This window comes from Microbacterium sp. Leaf159 (assembly GCF_001423615.1).
Classification (GTDB): Bacteria; Actinomycetota; Actinomycetes; order Actinomycetales; family Microbacteriaceae; genus Microbacterium.
Genome location: NZ_LMOU01000001.1, coordinates 2,194,450 through 2,211,283, shown reverse-complemented (window position 1 = coordinate 2,211,283; position 16,834 = coordinate 2,194,450). Strand labels below are relative to the sequence as shown.

The following is a 16,834-nucleotide window of genomic DNA, read 5'->3' as shown; positions in this document are numbered from 1 at the left end:
GGTTCTCCGGAGGTCAGTCCGCCGGCCGGAGGTCGAGCCCGCGATGACGGGTTGCCCGCGGTTCACTCGGAATGGGTGGACGGCCGCTCCGTGGCACCGCACTCCGAGGCGGCTCCGCCCTGAGGTGCCCCCGGACCTGCGTCATCACGCGCGCGAGCATCTCCACATCCTCCGCGCTGAGTGACTCGAACAGATGCGTCTTCACCGCCTCGATGTGCCCCGGGAATACCTTCGCCAACACATCCCGCCCCTCGTCTGTGATCGCGACGATAGTGCTGCGCTCATCCTCCGGTGACGGCCCACGCGTGACGAGCCCACGCTCCTCCAAGGACTGCGCCTGATACGTCAACCCGCTCCGGCTGTACACGACACCATCCGCAAGATCTGTCATCCGCTGCGAACCGTTCGGAGCGTCGCCGAGCCGCGCGAGCAGTTGGAACTGCACGTAGCTGAGCTTGCCGACGCCGCGCAGCTGCTTCTCCACCGCATGCCGCAGCAGGCTGCTCACCTCGGTGAAGGCGAAGTAGGCCGCGAGCTCCGTCGGGGAGAGCTGAAGGGGGCGTGTGCTCATGGAACCAGTATACGTGTTGCTTCGAATTCGAAGCAGTGCTACCTTCAACCTATTGCTTCGAATTCGAAGCACCTGACGAGAGGAAAGATCATGAAGGCAGTACGGTTCCACGAAGTGGGCGGCCCCGAGGTTCTGCAGTACGAGGAGATCGACCAGCCCACCCCGGGTGCCGGTCAGGTGCGGCTACGGGTTGCAGCATCCGCGTTCAGCGCCGCCGACAACGGCATGCGCGCGGGCTTCCTGCCGATCCCGGTGGTGCTCCCGCACATCCCCGGCTACGACGTCTCGGGAACGGTCGACGCCCTGGGCGACGGAGTCGACGGCTTCTCGGTGGGTGACGCGGTGATCGCCTTCCTGCCGATGGCGACCGACGGCGGAGCTGCGGAGTACGTCATCGCCCCGGCGGATGCACTCGTTACTGCGCCGACCAGCGTGCCGCTCGCAGATGCCGCCGCGTTCTCGTCGGTCGCGCTGACCGCGCGTCAGGCGCTCTTCGATGACGGCGGCCTCGAGGCAGGGCAGCGAGTGCTCATCATCGGTGCCGGCGGAGTCGTCGGCAAGTACGCGATCGCGCTGGCGAAGCGCGCGGGCGCGTACGTCATCGCGACGGCCAGTCCTCGGAGTGCGGATGCCGTGCGTGCGGCGGGTGCCGACGAGATCATCGACCGCACCGAGACCGACGTCCTGGATGCCGTCACCGAGCAGGTCGATCTCCTGCTCAACCTGGCTCCCATCGCGCCGGACGAGTTCACCGCCCTGGTGCGGCTCGTTCGCGACGGGGGAGTCGTGGTGAGCACCACCGCCTGGATGCCGGCGCCGGATGACGCCGAGCGTGAAGTGCGGTCAGTGGTGGTGTTCGTTCGGAGTGATGCGGAGAAGCTGGCCGAGCTCGTTTCGCTGGTTGACAGCGGGGCGCTCACTTTGGAGGTCACGCGTCGTATCCCACTGACCGAGCTTCAGGCGCTGCACGCGGAGGCGGCTGAGGGGCCGATCGCGGGCAAGGTCATCGTCATCCCGTGATGCTTGCGGCGCCTGGTCAGCTCGGGCAGCTCCGAACGCGCGACATTGCTCGAGTGTTCGGGGCGGTCCCCGGGTGTTGGTCAGTCGAGCATGGCGCGCTGCTTGGCGTGGGCATCTCGCACCCGTGCTCGAATCTCCTGCGCCTCCGTATCGGCCACACGCATGAGCTCCAACAGCTTCTTGTGGTGAGCCCAGTGCTTCTCCCAGAGCTCGGCCCCAACAGCCGCCTCGAAGTCGATCCTCGTCGGCACGACACGGTCCTCGTACTCCTGCAGCCGCGCGATCCGATCCTCGATGTCAGCGATGCCCCGCGCGGCAGGTGAAAGCCGAGCGGTGCTGCGCATCCACGTGAGCCAGTGCTTGTTGCCCTTGCTTTGATTGCACTTGCCGCACGCGGGCACGAGGTTGTGAATCTCGGAGATGTACCCCGTCGGTCTCTGCTTTTCGACGAGAGGGCGAAGATGATCCCACTCGGTGCTCGTGTCGCCGCAATAGGAGCAGGTGACGTGGTCGAGCATCCCGAGGATTTGCAGTGCATCCCGGACTTCCGCCTCTGACGGGACGATCACGGGAATGACCCCGTTCACGAACGAGTTCGTGATGCTCGAACTGCGTCCGCTGATGCGAACGGGCTTCGGCATGGCGAACTGCGCCAGGTAGGTCACCGAGCTCATCGGACGACTTCGAGAGCCCGCACGCCTACAGCCCCGCGAGCAGCTTGCCCTTAGCAGCCGAGAACTCGTCGTCCGACAGGATGCCCTCGCGGTGCAATTCGGACAGCTCTCGGATGCGGTCGGACAATGACGGAGTGACCGCAACGGCAGCCACGCTGATCTGTGCTGGGGGAGCGGCATCCGGTGGTGCCGAGATCGAGGGCTGCGCGACAGCGACGGGCTCAATTCCCAGAACGGCGTTTCCGGCTTCGACCAGCGCGACCGCGACCGCGTTGTGCTCTTTCTGGCTCACTTGAATGAAGCCATTGTGCTTCTGATTGGTCAGCGTATGAATCGTCTTGTCGGTGGCGATCACGAGGTTCGACTTCCTGGCCGAGTTCGATGCCAGGTGCGCCACCCCCGTGGCGGCGATGCCGACGGCAGTGCCCTTTGTCAGCAGCTTGCCGCCACGAACGATCCCGGACATCGCCTGCATCACTGCGCCCTCGATGGGGCTCCCGGGGCCTTCCGTATCGTGAGCTCTTTCGGCTTCGGGAACACCGAAGGCGATTGATCGCAGCCTCTCGTACGGCGTCTTCTTCGTGATCTTCTCGGCTTCGGCGTACCGTTCGCCGCCCGGCGCCACGCGAACGAAGCCGTGTTCGTAGATCTCGATCGTCGACGTGCCGAAGATGCCGCTGGTGACGAGCCTTCCCGCGGCAACGGCGCGCTCCTCGTGAAGACGCAGCGCCTCATCCTTCGAAGCCTTCTTGTCCGACGCCGCCTTCTTCACGGCTGTGCCGAGCTTGGAGAATACGTTCGCCGCTTCGTCGGTGGGCGGCGCGGGTGGTGCCGGCTGAGGAGCCCGGACATGCGCGGTCCACGCCGCTCCATCCCAATACCGCTCGCTGCCACTGCCGTCCGGGTACCAACCCGCTGGTGCTTGCTCGCTCACGCGTTCATATTCGCATGAACGGCGCCGGACGGCCGAGAGCGGGGCACTAGCGTCACAGGCCGAGGAGCTTGCGCTTGGCCGCCGTGAACTCCTCGTCGTCGAGGATGCCCTGGGCGCGCAGCCCTGCGAGACGTTCGAGCTCGGAGTTCAGATCGCCGGCGGCAGATACGGCCGGTGCTGCGGATGCCGCTGGGGCGAAGGCCGGTGCGACGGTCTGCACGGCACCCGAGTACTCGATCGACGAACGCGACGTGTTCTCTCGCAGGTGCTGCGCGTGCCGGGCCTCGTCGGCAACGCGGTTGATCGCGACGACTCCCTCCCGGAAGTTCGGGATGTCCTGCATGACGACCTTCTCGTCGCCCGAGGGCCGACGCGCCAGCAGAGTGATGTTCCCCACGCCGCGAGCCTTCTGTGCCATGGTCTGCGACGAGTCGACGTCGTGGATCTCGCGGGCTCTGATCTGCTGACCCTTCGACGAGAGCGTGCCCGTCTCGAACACCAGGTACTCGGCGGTGAGTTTGTAGCGTCCCGCGCCGAGGCCGGTGAGTGGCTTCCCGACGGCTGTCCAGATGGCGTCTTCGTCATTGGCCAGATCGTGCTTGGCTGTCAGGCGCTGGGCTTGATTCTTCGCCCAATCGGCGACAGCTCCGCCCCGGGCTTCGGCCACGGCGGGCGCCTGGCCGGGCTGTGCATCGAGGTAGTGCTCGGTCCAGGTGGTTCCGTCCCACCACCGTTGGCGACCAGAACCGTCGTCGTACCAGCCAGCTGCGACCTCTGCCATCTGCTTTCCTTCCTGAGCGGAGTCCTGAGCATGAGTATCCCAGTACGCGGCCTCCCGAGCTGCGCATTTCGCAACGGCTCGTCACCCAATCGTGACGTTATAAGGAACATGCGACCGCATGGAATCGCTAGTGTCAGATCGAGCCCAACTGGGGGCATCTCAGCAGCATGGAGCAGATGTGAGCAACGTCCCCGCCGGGTGGTATCCGAGCCCCGAAGACCCGAAGCTGAATCGCTACTGGGACGGGGTGCAGTGGACACAGCACAGTGCACCGGCCGTCGCGCCCGCCCCGGCACCCTCGGCACCTGTCTCGGCGCCGGCTCCGAGTGGTCCCGCTTTCTCTGCACCGGCTCCTGGTTCAGCTCCTTCGCCGGGCCCCGCTCCCGCAGATGCGACCATTCCGGTCCTTCCGCCGCCTCCCGTGCCGACTGCGGTGCCCAGTGCCGCAACGCCCTCGAGTTCGAAAAAGAAGTGGCTGATCGGCGGTGCGATTGCGGCCGGCGTGATCGTCGTCGGATCCGTCGGCGCAGCAATCGGAGCTGGTGGTGACCGCGATGAGGCGCCGCAGGCGAGCACCGCGCCCGTGGTCGTCGAAACGGAAGAGCCTGCCGTGGCAGAACCGACGCCGACCCCCACGCCGACTGCGTCGGCAGAAGTCGAGGTCGTCGATGCGGTGGCCTTCCGCGCCCAGGCCGGATCGCACCTCGACGATATGAACAAAGACCTGGATGACATCATCGTCACGGTGCAGGAGAACGGATTCTGGCGCCTGCTGAGCAACAGCGGCGAGCTCGCCTTCAACTTCGGTCAGCTCGAGGCGCTGGACGTTCCCGCGAACGTCGCCGTCACCTGGCCTGAATCCCTGGTGGCGCTCGACACGACTCTCGACGCGCTCAGCGACGCTGTCTCGACACAGGACGGTCCGACGATCCTTGCCGCGGTAGAGGTCGTCCGAGCACAGGTCGAGGCGACCCGCGGCGTGGTCAACTCCGCGCAGTAGGCGTGCGGTGTCCCGATGTCGCATCGGGTCGCACCACCGAAGCAGTACCCCGTGAGCACCGACGCTCGCGGAACACCACGTTCGGCTGCCGCTGGGGGAGCTGACGGGCGGCAACGCCATCAGAAGGGGAAGCAAGGTGACCGATCAGAATCCGGCGCCGGGGTGGTACCCCGCGCCGCACGCGAACAACGAACAGCGCTACTGGGACGGCATCCAGTGGCTTGAGCCGCAGCCGCCCGCGGCTCCGGCAGCGGCTGCCGATGCAGCGACGGTCACGTTTCCCGCGACGCCGTCGACGTCGGATGCGCCCACTCAGGTGTTCCCGGGAACTGGGTCGCCCGCAGATGCGCAGACTGTCGCATTCCCCGCCGGGCCGCCCTCGGCCGCCGACCTGGTCGACACGGCAGCCCCTGGCTACCCGAGCATGCCGCCCAGCCCCACGGGTGCCTCCGCGGGGTTCGACGCGCCCCCGCCCGCCGGGTTTGCTGCAGCTCCGTCAGCTCCCGCACGCAAGTCGAAGAAGAAGGGGTGGATCATCGGCGGCTCGATCGCCGCTGGCGTCATCCTGATCAGCAGCGTCGCCAGTGCGATGGGTGGCGGCGGCAAGACCGAGGTCGCAGACGAGAAGCCCGCAGCGTCGACCGTCACCGTAGAGGAAGAGCCGGTCGAAGAGCCCGTGGTGATGGTCGCAGTTCCGGACGTCACCGGGCAGACCGCGACCGAGGCGCTCGTCACGCTCACGGCCGCGGGCCTGAATCCCCCGGTGCTCACGGCTCTCGCTGATCCGCTCGCGAAGGTGCTGTCGACGAGCCCCGCGGCAGGCACCGAGGTCGAAGAGGGAACCGAGATCACTCTCACCCTCGAAGAGAAGCCTGTCTTCACACTCGGGCAGCAGAACGCGATCAACTCGGCGAAGAGCTACCTCAGCTACAGCGGCTTCTCACGTACGGGTCTGATCGGCCAGCTCGAGTACGAGGGCTTCAGCACCGAGGACGCGACGTTCGCCGTGGACAACGCGGGTGCAGATTGGAACGCCGAAGCTGCCGAGACTGCGCAGCAGTACCTCGACTACACGTCGTTCTCGCGACAGGGGCTGTACGACCAGATGGCGTACGAAGGCTTCCTGCCCGCCGAGATCGAGTTCGGTCTCGCGGCCGTCGGATACTGAGCAGGTAGTGCCCGAGAGGCAGGCTCCGCCTTGCGGCGGAGCCTGCCTCTTACGTGAGCCGGAACACCACTTCGCTAGGGTGAAGCGCACACCATGACCTGAGGGGGATCACGATGTCTTCTGCTGCAACCACCACTTTCCACTCGAACGCCGACGCCGCGACCACGGCGGCTGCCGTGCAGAAAGTGCTCGCCGACAACAAGGCCAAGATCCTAGGGCAGGCGCCCGACGGCACCACGATCGACTTCCAGACCAAGAAGACACTGTTCAACTGGGAGCTCCTCGGCCGGGCAGTTACGACCCCCGCGGAACTCGGCTCTGACGTGCACCTGTCGCTCGATGTGCACCACAACCGTCCGCCGGCACTCATGGACGGCGTGAAGAACAAGAAGGCTGTCGAGAAGCTCGCTGGGCAGATCCAGGCGGCGATCGACTGAATCGCTCGTTGCCTCAGTCGCGGCTTCTGCGGCCGATGAATGGTCCGAGGACCGCACCGCCGATGCATCCGCCGATCACCGCGCCGATGCCTAGTCCGAGCAGTTGATTCTCGAGAACCAGCGCTGTGAGCGGAGCTGCGACGACCGCTCCGATCGCGGCACCGAAGACGACGCTCGTGCGGGCCTGCTTCGGCGGTCGAATCGTCGGCTCGGTCATGCCACGACCCTACGCGGGTCGGGCGCGCCCTCACTGTCTTGCCCAGTGCGGGCGTCGCGGCCGATACCCGCGCGATGCTGCAGGGCTACTTGAAGGAACTCATCGGTGCGCTGTCACGCTTCGCTGTGACGGATCGAGTTAACGCGTACACATCTGGCTTCGCGACCACCCGACCAGATACCCCGATCTCTTTCCGAGCCTCTTCGAGCAGGTACTCGATTGATTGTTCCGCCCGCTTGTACGCTGACAACTCGTGTAGGGGGAAGGGGTCGTCCGCGCCTTCCGCAATCTTGCGTATGGCGTACAGGTGGTGCCGGACCAAGTAAGCGGCCGTTTGGACCCCTGGCCCAGCGAGCATCTGCAGGCGAGCCAAACCGATTCGAAGCGACTGGTGTGCACTCTTCAGCCCAGCCAGATCATCGGTGACTGCCCCCGTGCTTCCCGCGATGTGGAGCATCGTGCGGGCTGCGTCTGAAACGGCCACCGTCGCTTCGGTGAGACCATCGAGCCGCAGCGTGTCGCGCTTGGTTCGACGCGCGATGGCAAACTTGATGGCTTCGCTGGTGAATATCGACAGCGCCGCACCAAGAAATGCGCCCACAGCAACGGAGGCGGAGGACAGATCCGGAAGGGCGAGTGTCGCTGGCGCGAGCGCTGTGAACATCCCCACATCCTAAGTGGACGGCAATCGCCCGCGATGGAGCTGGATTGCCTACTCGAACCCGCCGGTCAATCTTCCCCGCATACGCTGACTGCTCTCGTTCATCCCGATGATTTCGACGCTCTTCCCGAGCGCCTGATACTTCGTCTCGATCGCATCGAGTGCGGCAACGGTCGACGCATCCCAGATGTGCGATCCCGTCAGATCGACAACGACGGAGTCCGGGTCGTCCGAGTACGAGAACAGCGTCGTCAGGTCGTTGCTCGACGCGAAGAACAGCTCCCCGTTCACGACATACGTGACGGAATCGCCGGCAGGCGAAACTTTCCGAGACACCGACACGAAGTGCGCCACCCGCCGCACGAACAGCACCGACGCGACGAGCACCCCACCGACAACACCGATCGCGAGGTTGTGCGTCAGCAACACCAAGACGACGGTAGACACCATCACGAACGTCTCACTCTTCGGCATCCGCTTCAGGGTCGACGGCTTGACGCTGTGCCAGTCGAAGGCTCCGATCGCGACCATGATCATCACCGCGACGAGGGCGGCCATGGGGATGGTGCTGACGAAGTCGCCGAAGACGACGACCAGCAGGAACAGGAAGATGCCGGCGCAGAACGTCGAGATGCGGGTGCGGGCGCCTGAGGCCTTGACGCCGATCATGGTCTGGCCGATGACGGCGCATCCGCCCATGCCGCCGAAGGTTCCGGAGAGGATGTTCGCGACGCCCTGAGCCCACGACTCCCGCGTCTTGTTCGAGTGGGTGTCGGTGATCTCGTCGACGAGCTTCGCGGTGAGCAGCGATTCCATGAGTCCGACCAGCGCGACCCCGAGCGCGAACGGCGCGATGATCGTGAACGTCTCCCACGTCAGCGGCACGTTCGGGATGAACAGTTCGGGCAGGCTCTTGGGCAGCTCGCCCTGATCGCCGACCGTCGGCACGGTGATCGCGAACGCCAGCACCACACCGGTCACGATGATCACCGACACGAGCGGCGCAGGAACGATCTTGGTGATCTTGGGCATCACGATCATCACGACGATTCCCAGCGCGACCAGCGGATACACGAGCCACGGCACGTCGATCAGCTGCGGGAACTGCGAGCTGAACACGAAGATCGCCAACGCGTTGACGAAGCCGACCATGACGCTGCGCGGGATGAACCGCATCAGCTTCGCGACGCCCAGCACCCCGAGCAGCACCTGGAAGATGCCGGCGAGGATGACGGTCGCGATGAAGTAGTCCATCCCGTACGTCGGCGCGACCGGTGCGATCACGAGCGCGACGGCTCCGGTCGCCGCGGTCACCATCGCCGGACGCCCGCCCAGGAACGCGATCGACACCGCCATGATGAAGGACGAGAACAGCCCCACCTTCGGGTCGACGCCCGCGATCACCGAGAACGCGATCGCCTCGGGAATCAGCGCGAGCCCCACGACCAGACCCGCGAGCACCTCGCGCGTCAGCATCCGCGGACTCTTCAGCGCTTCGAGGACGGTGGGATTCGCCCGATAACGGGCACGATCGTCGACCGCAGTTGCAGACATGGGGATGCTCCAGAGAAGGTGCCCGGATGGGGCAGAACAGTTAAGGGTACGGCGGATGCTGGGGGCTGCCGTTCGTGTCGGTCGTGAGCGGCGGTGGGGGGAAGCCTGTCGAGGCCCCGGGGTCTGTCCTTCCGGCCAGCGGTCGATGCGGGGTCAGGGCTCCGGGGCGTAGTCAGAGAACCCGCCGACGACGTGGAACCTCGACCCGAGCTCTGCCTGGATCGCCTCGACGAGAGCGTTCCCTTCCTCTATCCAGCGGTGCCCTATCTCGGGGTCAGGCCAGCGGATCGTCTTCTGTGGGTTGAGCGTGAACTTCCACTCGTCGTTCCACGTGCGGATACGTGCCTGAAGTTCTCTCGACAGACGGGGAGAGAATATGCCTGCCACCCGTTGCGAGCTAGCCCATTCCGGCAAGATGACGAGCTCTACGGGGGCCTCGCCGGGAACAGGTGTCGACAGCATCCATCTAGTCCATGGGGCTGCGCCCGGATCGTCAAGCCTTCGCGTCCACTGGACGGGTCATGCCCGGGGGAAGGGACAGAACAGCTGAGGGTGCGGCGGACGCGGACGCGCGCCGTCCTTGCGACATGTAAAGCCGATTGGAATGACCGGTAGACGTGTAGAGAATCTGCTCCGTTTTATACACGTCACCCCGGCGTCGGCGAAGCCTGGCTGGTCGTGCCCTGCGGGGAACCGGTGCACCTCTCCCTCCACAGCCGACACCCGAACGGGGTTCTGAACAGAACGTGGGATTCAGGTCCGTGGGTGTCGGGGCGGCTCAATAGCCTCGCTCGCATGAGCATCCAGATCCCTGTCCACGTCACCTCATTCATGCGCGTCGAATTCACGACTGCCGATCATCCAGAGTTCGATCGAGCGATCACCATGCCCCAGACGGCCCCGATGGAATGGATCGTCGACGCCTACCTCCTGAGCATCGGGCGGGAGCCCAGCGAGAACCCCGAGTTCGACGATGATTCGGACGACTATTACGAGCGCCCACGCCCGGTTCCGGAGTCCCTCGACCGATGGCGCATGGCGATGCCCGCGCTCGATCACCGGCCCGACGTCATCGTGCGCACGGTGGATGCCCCGCCGCTGGGTGCCCCGTTGGTCGCGGCAAGCTCATCGACGACGTCGCCCGCCGCGCAGGGGGATTGGCTGACGCAGGCGGCGCCATTCCGGGAAGACGACGTGAACCGCGAGCTGATGCGCCGACACGGTGTGGTCATGCCCTACTTCGACGACCGCGACATGAGGGACGTCGATCCCCGCATCCGTCGCTCGTCGAGAATCGCCACACTTCTCAGTGGGCTCACCCCGGCCCGGCGGTTGGCTTTGCTCGCGCACATCGATGCCATCGGTCTGCTTCGTGAGAGTGTGCCCGACCGTGCGATGGTCGAGACTGCTGTCGCTCCCCTTGCCGGACTGGTGAGGTTCCTCGGAGGAACGGGCGTCGCCCAGGACCCGGTAACCGGATGGATCTCCGACTCGGACGTGGAACGGCTCACGCGATCGTTGGGGTGGAACGGTGGGCCGGACGATCCGTACCAATGGGGTGAGGTCGTCGTCAGGTTCGCCCGTCGCGCGAAACTGATCCGGCGACTGAAGGGCCGGGTCGTGGCGACGACGTATGCCAAGAACTTCGTCCAGCCCACGCGAGGCACGCTGGTGGCGCTGGCAGGCAAGATCGGTACGGCGACTCGCGAGCGCTTCGGCATGCCGCTCCCGCGACGGGATGCCGAGGGGGCGCTCGCTCTTCTCGCGATCGCCGACGGAACCGCACATAATCTCGATGAGCTCGTGAGCCACGTCGCCGCGGGAGCCGCCCTTCTCGATCCAACCGACTCCATCTTCGGCAGCGATCGATTCGACATGATCCTCGCCTCCGGGATCGGCGACGACGTGGGTGACAAGAGCGAGGAGATCACGCGGCTCATGGAGGGGTTCGCGTCACTGTCGGGGCCGAAGCAGTTCGGCGTCGTCACACCCGCAATGCGCGAAGTTGCCCGGTGCGCCCTGGTCTGAGCGGTTACGGTCGAGGAACAATATGACAACCAGCGTTTGTCGCATGTATTCTTTGTGCGCGCATCGAGTTGTATGTAAATGTGCACTCTGCTCCAAGATTTTGCGCGCACCCCGTCTCGGGCGGATACTCATCCCACCCGCGCCGACCGTCTCGGCCGGGGAATCAACATGCACAGCACCTCTGCTCTCGCCCCTGACACGACCATCGCCATCGTCGGCGCCGGCCGTCTCGGTGGCGTACTCGCACGGGCCCTGCGGGCAGCGGGCTTCGTCGTCATCGGACCCCTGCGCCGCGAAGACCGAGCTCCGGATGCCGACATCGCACTGCTCTGCGTTCCGGACTCCGCGATCCCCGCCGTGGCGTTCGCGGTTCGACCGCACGCGCGGCTCGTCGCGCATGTCTCGGGTGCGACGCCTCTCGCCGACGTCGACTTCAGCCTCCACCCGCTGCAGACCTTCACCGGAACCGAGACGCCCGAGGTGTTCCGCGGAATCGGCGTCGCCATCGACGGCCGCACACCCGAGGCGCTCGAGGCGGCCGAGCAGCTTGCGCGGGTGCTCGGCGCGAACCCCTTCCGCGTCGGAGACGCCCACCGTGCGGAGTATCACGCCGCCGCATCCTTCGCCTCGAACTTCGTGCTCACCGTGCTCGATGCGGCCGAACACCTCGCGAAGGACGCCGGGGTCGACCGCGCCCACCTCGCACCGCTCGTGCGGCAGACGGTCGAGAACTGGGCGGCATCCGGCGCGGCACCCGCTCTCACCGGGCCGATCGTTCGCGGCGACGAGGCCACCGTGGCGCGGCAGCGCGCAGCATCCGCCGACTATCGAGACCTCTTCGACGCACTCGCCACCGCCACCCGTGCGATCGCCGGGCGCGCTCCACATGCGACCACCGCCGATCACGCGGCCACCACCGAGGAGCCCCCGGCATGAGAACCCTGCGCACGATCGCCGAGGTGCGAGCCGCGGTCCGTGAGGCCAAAGCAGCGGGCCGATCCGTCGGACTCGTCCCCACCATGGGTGCCTTCCATGAGGGGCACCTCTCGCTCATGCGCGCCGCGCGCGAGCAGAACGACCTCGTCGTCGTCTCGCTCTTCGTCAACCCGACCCAGTTCGCCGCGAACGAAGACCTCAGCACCTACCCACGCGACGAGGCCCGCGATGCCGCGCTCGCCGAGTCCGAGGGCGTCGACATCCTGTTCGCACCCGAGCCCGCCGAGATCTATCCCGACGGCTTCGCCACGAACATCCACGTCGCGGGCATCACCGAGGTGCTCGACGGCGCGAGCCGCGGACCCCACCACTTCGACGGCGTCGCCACCGTCGTCACCAAGCTGTTCGGCATCGTGCAGCCCGACGTCGCCTACTTCGGACAGAAGGATGCGCAGCAGGTGCTCGTCGTCCGCCGCGTCGTCCGCGACCTGAACCTCGACGTGCGCATCGAGGCCTGCCCCATCGTGCGCGAACCCGACGGACTCGCCATGAGCTCGCGAAACGTCTACCTCGACGCCGATGCTCGCGCCCAGGCGACCGCGCTCAACCGCGCCCTCGACGCCGCCGACGCGGCGCACCGATCGGGGGAGAGCATCCTGTCTGCTGCTCAGGCTGTTCTCGACGAGGCGGGGGTCGATGCCGAGTACCTGGAACTCCGGGATGCCGAGACCCTGCAGCCCGTGACGGTCGTCGACCGTGACGCGCTTCTGCTCGTCGCCGCCCGCGTGGGCGCCGCCCGACTGATCGACAACCACCTGCTCAGAGGGGCCGAGAGCGGCCCGAACACCCAGGCCAGCACGGCCATCGAGACACACAAGACCACCGACGGAAAGGGCGACGCCTGATGCGACGCACCATGCTGAAGTCGAAGATCCATCGCGCGACCGTCACCGGCAGCGATCTGCACTACGTCGGCTCGATCACCGTCGATCCCGACCTGCTCGAGGCCGCCGACATCCTGCCGCACGAGCAGGTGCACGTCGTCGACGTCGACAACGGCGCCCGCTTCGAGACGTACACGCTGATCGGCGAACGCGGGTCTGGCATCATCCAGGTCAACGGCGCCGCCGCCCGCCTCGTGCACACCGGCGACACGATCATCGTCATCTCCTACGCTGACTACTCGCCCGAGGATCTCGTCGACTACGAACCCGTCGTCGTGCACGTCGATCGGTCGAACGCGATCGTCCGCGTCGACGACGCCGTCGGAGAACTGGTGGAGACCGCATGAGCGCCCACGCCGCCCCGACCAAGCGCCTGAACCTGGGTGATCTGGCTGCGAAGAAGCAGTCCGGCGAGCCGATCGTCATGGTCACCGCGTATGACTTCCCGAGCGCGCAGATCGTCGAGGAGGCCGGCGTCGATATGGTGCTCGTCGGCGACTCGGCCGCGATGACCGTGCTCGGCTATGACAGCACCGTGCCCGTCACGATCGACGAGATGCTCATGCTCACGAAGGCCGTGCGCCGTGGACTCGAGAAGCCGCTGCTCGTCGGCGATCTGCCCTTCGGGTCGTATGAGGCGTCGGACGAGCTCGCCCTCGCGACCGCGCAGCGCTTCATCAAGGAGGCGGGCGTCGACCTCATCAAGATCGAGCGCGGCGGCACGACGGTCGACCGTGCCCGCGCGCTGGTGAACGCCGGCATCCCCGTGGTCGGACACGTCGGACTGACCCCGCAGACCGCGACATCCCTCGGCGGATACCGCGCCCAGGGACGCACCGCCGATGCCGCGCTCGCCGTGATCGACGACGCCCTCGCGCTGCAGGATGCCGGAGTCTCGGTGCTCGTCATCGAAGCCGTGCCGTCGGAGGTCACCGCGGCCCTCGCACCCCTGCTGCGCATTCCGCTGATCGGCATCGGAGCGGGAGGGGATGCCGACGGCCAGGTGCTCGTCTTCCACGACCTGCTCGGCATCTACGCCGGCGGCGTCGCCAAGTTCGTCAAGCGCTATGCCGATGTGCGGGGAGTGTCGGTCGCCGGGGTGCAGGCGTACGCCGACGAGGTGCGCGACGGTGTGTACCCCGCGCCCGAGCACGGATACGGGATGCCCGAGGCAGAGGCCGCGCGGCTGCGGGAGCTGCTCGCGGAGCGGTAGGTCGCCACGGCATCTGGCATTCGCTTACTCCGCCCGGCGCACCCGCAGTACCAGCGCGACGAGCGCGAGCACGATGACCACGACCCCGTATCCGACGCACACGGTTCCGAGCCCGAACACCCCGACCAGCGTCCCGGCCACCACGGCGGGAACTCCGAACGCGAGGTAGGCGAGCAGGTAGATCACGGCGAACGTGTCGGCCCGGTCGGTCGCGGGGATGCGCGGCGCGAGTGAGGCGACGACCCCCGAGAAGGCGGTGCCGAATCCCATGCCGGTGATCGCGGTCGCGGCGAGATAGAAGGGGAGCGACTCGGCCGAGAGGGCCCAGAGCGACAGGGCGGTTCCCGTCGCGAGCGCCGCCGTGCCGAAGATCACAGAGGTGCGCGGCATCCGGTTGCGGAAGATGAACGCGGTGATCGCGCCGATTCCCGCGAGCATCGCGACCGCGAGCCCTTGCCAGACGTGCGCCTCTCCGCCGAGCTCGGTGCGGACGATGTTCGCGCCGAGTGAGAGGAAGAGTCCACCGGTCGCCCACCCGGCGATGATCGCGGGCGCGCCCCGCCAGAAGTCCGAGCGGATGCCGGCCGGCACCGACAGGCGGAAGCTCAGCGACGCCAGTGCTCCCGGCCGAAGCGGTGCGGTCTCGGGCGCGAGGAAGAAGAGCGCGGCGAGCACGACGTAGACGACGGTCAGCGGTGCGAACACGTCGAGCAGCGGTTCGCCGGTCACGTCGAGCGCGATGCCCGAGATCAGCGCGCCGAGAGCGAGGCCGATGCCGGGGCTGAGGGCGTTCCATAGGGCGGCGACCCTCGAGCGTCCTCCGGGAGCCAGGTCGAGTGCTGCGGCCGAGAGCGCGGCGATCAGCACGCCACTCGCGGCGCCCTGCAGGATGCGCGCGAGCATGAGCGTCGCGACGGTTTCGGCATGCCAGAACAGCAGCATGCTCGCGGCGAGTAAGAGGAGTCCGCCGATCGCGACCGGACGGCGTCCGACGTGGTCGGAGAGCGACCCGGCGGTGAGCAGCGCGAGCAGCAGGGCGATCGCGTACACGGCGAACACAGCGCTGATGACGATCGCGTCGAACCCGATCTCGGCCGCGAGCACCGGGTAGAACGGCGACGGCGCGCTCGCACCCATCATCATCGCGATCTGCGTGACGATCGCCAGCGCGAAGCCGAAGCGCGGGCGGCGGATCGGTGGCGCCGTCGACGCGGTGGTGGCGATCGGTGACGTGGTGGTCATGCAGGCTCCCGCAGGTGTGGGGTCGGGTCAGAAAGGTCTCGAACGAGTTGGGTTCGAGAATCATCGAACTATCGGAGCGTACTCGCCTTCCCGCGATTGTTCAACTATTCTCGAACCATGCCAGGCGACCTCCCGCATCCGGATCGTTCCGAGATCCAACTCACCGACGTGCTCTTCGCGCTCAGCGACCCCGAGCGCCTGGCCATCGCTCGGCAGCTCGTCGATGGTCCGCTCGACATGGCCGCATGCCACGCGACCGACCCGAACCTCCCCAAGTCGACCAAGTCGCACTTCATGAAGGTGCTGCGCGAAGCGGGTGTCATCCGCAACGAGCCCAACGGGCGACGACGGATGCTGACGCTCCGCCGCGACGATCTCGACTCGCTGTTCCCCGGGCTGTTGGACTCGGTGCTGCGGGGCTAGGTCGCGAAGGTACGCACGGGGGTCGGAGCGCGCTCGCCACCCGGGAGGAGAACTGCGCCTGGGGAGGAGGAATTCTCGGGAATCCTCCTCCCGAAGGGTAGATCTCCTCCCGGGTGTATGCGCGGGGCGCGGAGCGTTTCGCCTCGGGCCGCTTCGCGGGCCTCACTCAACGAGCGGGGTCGGGTTCCGGTCGTTGAGCGAAGACGACGAAGTCGACTGAGTCGAAACGTCGCGAGACGACTCTCCCAGGAGGGGTGCTCCGGCGAACAGCTCAGCGGAAGTACGACGCCCCGTTGAGGTCGAGCACCGTGCCCGACGCCCACACGGCGGTGGGCGAGGTGAGGTAGGCGACGGCATCCGCCACCTCTTCGGGAGTGCCCACGCGACCGAACGGGCTCTGCCCGCGGATGCTGTCGCCCTGCTCTCCCTCGAGCTTCGCCGACTGGCGCTCGGTCGCGACCATTCCCGGTGCGACCGACGTGACCGAGATGCCGTGAGGGGCGAGCACCAACGCCATCGACTGGCCGAACGCCTGCAGTCCCGCCTTCGTCGCGGCATACGCGGGGTGATCGGCCTCGCCGCGGAACGCACCGCGCGAGCCGACGTTGACGATCGCTCCACCGGCGCCGCGCTCGATCATGTGCTGCGCCACCAGCATCGTCACGTTCGACGCTCCGAGCAGGTTCACCGAGACCATCGCCGACCACGCGGCCTGCCACTCGGCGAACGACGTCGAATCGACGCGATGCTCGTTCGCGGCGCTCGGCGCGACGGCCGCGTTGTTCACCAGGATGTCGAGCGAGCCCAGGGCGGCGATGGCTTCGTCGACCACCCGCTGCGCCTCGGCCGGATCGCCGAGGTCGCCGCCCACGAGAACATGTCCCGAGCCCTCGAGCGAGGCGAGCGTCTCTTCGGCTGCGGCGCGATCGCGGCCGTAGTGCACGACGACCCGATCGCCTCTGCGGGCGAATGCCTGCGCGACGGCGCGACCGATGCCGCGCGAACTGCCCGTGATCAGTGCATGCGCCATC

General features: G+C 66.9%; 20 protein-coding genes and 1 pseudogene. 11 read left to right on the top strand and 10 right to left on the bottom strand.

Annotated features, from left to right (window positions below; all coding sequences use genetic code 11):
- Positions 1-13: 13 nt before the first annotated feature.
- Positions 14-571 carry a MarR family winged helix-turn-helix transcriptional regulator gene (locus tag ASF80_RS10410; RefSeq protein WP_082488270.1) on the bottom strand — a complete coding sequence of 186 codons (558 nt, stop codon included), beginning with the start codon at positions 569-571 and terminating at the stop codon, positions 14-16.
- Between the two features lie 90 nt (positions 572-661).
- Between ASF80_RS10410 and ASF80_RS10405 the strand changes: the two genes are divergently transcribed.
- Positions 662-1,591: an NADP-dependent oxidoreductase gene (locus ASF80_RS10405; protein WP_056310498.1), complete on the top strand. Its 930-nt coding sequence runs from the start codon at positions 662-664 to the stop codon at positions 1,589-1,591.
- Between the two features lie 80 nt (positions 1,592-1,671).
- Here the strand turns inward: ASF80_RS10405 and ASF80_RS10400 are convergent, their stop codons facing one another.
- The 3 genes from ASF80_RS10400 to ASF80_RS10390 are packed head-to-tail and all read right to left on the bottom strand — an operon-like array spanning position 1,672 to position 3,980.
- A complete protein-coding gene (locus tag ASF80_RS10400; protein ID WP_200934765.1) occupies positions 1,672-2,265 on the bottom strand; it encodes an HNH endonuclease in 594 nt (197 codons plus the stop codon).
- A gap of 25 nt (positions 2,266-2,290) precedes the next feature.
- Complete coding sequence (locus ASF80_RS19340) at positions 2,291-3,199, bottom strand: DUF2510 domain-containing protein (protein WP_082488269.1); 909 nt, start codon at positions 3,197-3,199, stop codon at positions 2,291-2,293.
- Between the two features lie 52 nt (positions 3,200-3,251).
- On the bottom strand, positions 3,252-3,980 hold the full coding sequence (locus ASF80_RS10390; RefSeq protein WP_056310495.1) for an SHOCT domain-containing protein: 729 nt from the start codon (positions 3,978-3,980) through the stop codon (positions 3,252-3,254).
- 118 nt (positions 3,981-4,098) lie between these two features.
- Between ASF80_RS10390 and ASF80_RS19335 the strand changes: the two are divergent.
- The 4 genes and pseudogenes from ASF80_RS19335 to ASF80_RS10375 form a co-directional block, all read left to right on the top strand.
- Positions 4,099-4,263: pseudogene (locus ASF80_RS19335) on the top strand (DUF2510 domain-containing protein); the annotation flags it as partial.
- A 327-nt stretch (positions 4,264-4,590) separates the two neighbouring features.
- Complete coding sequence (locus ASF80_RS19330; RefSeq protein ID WP_235560003.1) at positions 4,591-4,980, top strand: hypothetical protein; 390 nt, start codon at positions 4,591-4,593, stop codon at positions 4,978-4,980.
- Positions 4,981-5,116: 136 nt separating this feature from the next.
- Entirely contained in the window at positions 5,117-6,148 is a 1,032-nt protein-coding gene (locus ASF80_RS10380; protein ID WP_056310491.1) for an Ltp family lipoprotein, read from the top strand.
- Positions 6,149-6,261: 113 nt separating this feature from the next.
- Positions 6,262-6,585, top strand: coding sequence for a hypothetical protein (locus tag ASF80_RS10375; protein WP_056310488.1), 324 nt, complete (start codon positions 6,262-6,264; stop codon positions 6,583-6,585).
- A 13-nt stretch (positions 6,586-6,598) separates the two neighbouring features.
- Here ASF80_RS10375 and ASF80_RS10370 read toward each other — a convergent pair whose 3' ends face one another.
- The 4 genes from ASF80_RS10370 to ASF80_RS10355 all read right to left on the bottom strand — a co-directional run bounded on the left by ASF80_RS10370 (position 6,599) and on the right by ASF80_RS10355 (position 9,479).
- Positions 6,599-6,802 (bottom strand): hypothetical protein, encoded by a 204-nt coding sequence (locus tag ASF80_RS10370; protein ID WP_056310485.1) that lies wholly within the window; start codon positions 6,800-6,802, stop codon positions 6,599-6,601.
- An 85-nt stretch (positions 6,803-6,887) separates the two neighbouring features.
- Complete coding sequence (locus ASF80_RS10365) at positions 6,888-7,466, bottom strand: hypothetical protein (protein WP_056310483.1); 579 nt, start codon at positions 7,464-7,466, stop codon at positions 6,888-6,890.
- A gap of 48 nt (positions 7,467-7,514) precedes the next feature.
- Positions 7,515-9,017 carry a SulP family inorganic anion transporter gene (locus ASF80_RS10360; RefSeq protein WP_056310481.1) on the bottom strand — a complete coding sequence of 501 codons (1,503 nt, stop codon included), beginning with the start codon at positions 9,015-9,017 and terminating at the stop codon, positions 7,515-7,517.
- 153 nt (positions 9,018-9,170) lie between these two features.
- Complete coding sequence (locus tag ASF80_RS10355; RefSeq protein ID WP_056310478.1) at positions 9,171-9,479, bottom strand: hypothetical protein; 309 nt, start codon at positions 9,477-9,479, stop codon at positions 9,171-9,173.
- Between the two features lie 333 nt (positions 9,480-9,812).
- Between ASF80_RS10355 and ASF80_RS10350 the strand changes: the two genes are divergently transcribed.
- The 5 genes from ASF80_RS10350 (at position 9,813) to panB (ending at position 14,138) form a co-directional block, all read left to right on the top strand.
- A complete protein-coding gene (locus ASF80_RS10350) occupies positions 9,813-11,045 on the top strand; it encodes a hypothetical protein (protein ID WP_157521023.1) in 1,233 nt (410 codons plus the stop codon).
- Between the two features lie 168 nt (positions 11,046-11,213).
- A complete protein-coding gene (locus tag ASF80_RS10345) occupies positions 11,214-11,981 on the top strand; it encodes a Rossmann-like and DUF2520 domain-containing protein (protein ID WP_056310473.1) in 768 nt (255 codons plus the stop codon).
- A complete protein-coding gene (gene panC, locus ASF80_RS10340) occupies positions 11,978-12,886 on the top strand; it encodes a pantoate--beta-alanine ligase (RefSeq protein ID WP_056310471.1) in 909 nt (302 codons plus the stop codon). The genes ASF80_RS10345 and panC overlap by 4 nt, the downstream gene beginning before the upstream one ends.
- Positions 12,886-13,272, top strand: a complete 387-nt coding sequence (gene panD / locus ASF80_RS10335; RefSeq protein ID WP_056310469.1) for an aspartate 1-decarboxylase — start codon at positions 12,886-12,888, stop codon at positions 13,270-13,272. Before panC ends, panD begins: the two co-directional genes overlap by 1 nt.
- On the top strand, positions 13,269-14,138 hold the full coding sequence (panB, locus tag ASF80_RS10330; protein WP_056310468.1) for a 3-methyl-2-oxobutanoate hydroxymethyltransferase: 870 nt from the start codon (positions 13,269-13,271) through the stop codon (positions 14,136-14,138). The genes panD and panB overlap by 4 nt, the downstream gene beginning before the upstream one ends.
- 24 nt (positions 14,139-14,162) lie before the next feature.
- Here the strand turns inward: panB and ASF80_RS10325 are convergent, their stop codons facing one another.
- Positions 14,163-15,380, bottom strand: a complete 1,218-nt coding sequence (locus tag ASF80_RS10325; RefSeq protein ID WP_056310466.1) for an MFS transporter — start codon at positions 15,378-15,380, stop codon at positions 14,163-14,165.
- 117 nt (positions 15,381-15,497) lie between these two features.
- On the opposite strand from ASF80_RS10325, the gene ASF80_RS10320 reads away from it, so the two are divergent.
- The gene (locus tag ASF80_RS10320) at positions 15,498-15,803 is read left to right on the top strand and encodes an ArsR/SmtB family transcription factor (protein WP_056310464.1); all 306 of its coding nucleotides are present in this window, start codon (positions 15,498-15,500) and stop codon (positions 15,801-15,803) included.
- A gap of 271 nt (positions 15,804-16,074) precedes the next feature.
- Here ASF80_RS10320 and ASF80_RS10315 read toward each other — a convergent pair whose 3' ends face one another.
- Positions 16,075-16,833, bottom strand: coding sequence for an SDR family NAD(P)-dependent oxidoreductase (locus tag ASF80_RS10315; protein ID WP_056310461.1), 759 nt, complete (start codon positions 16,831-16,833; stop codon positions 16,075-16,077).
- Position 16,834: the final 1 nt, after the last annotated feature.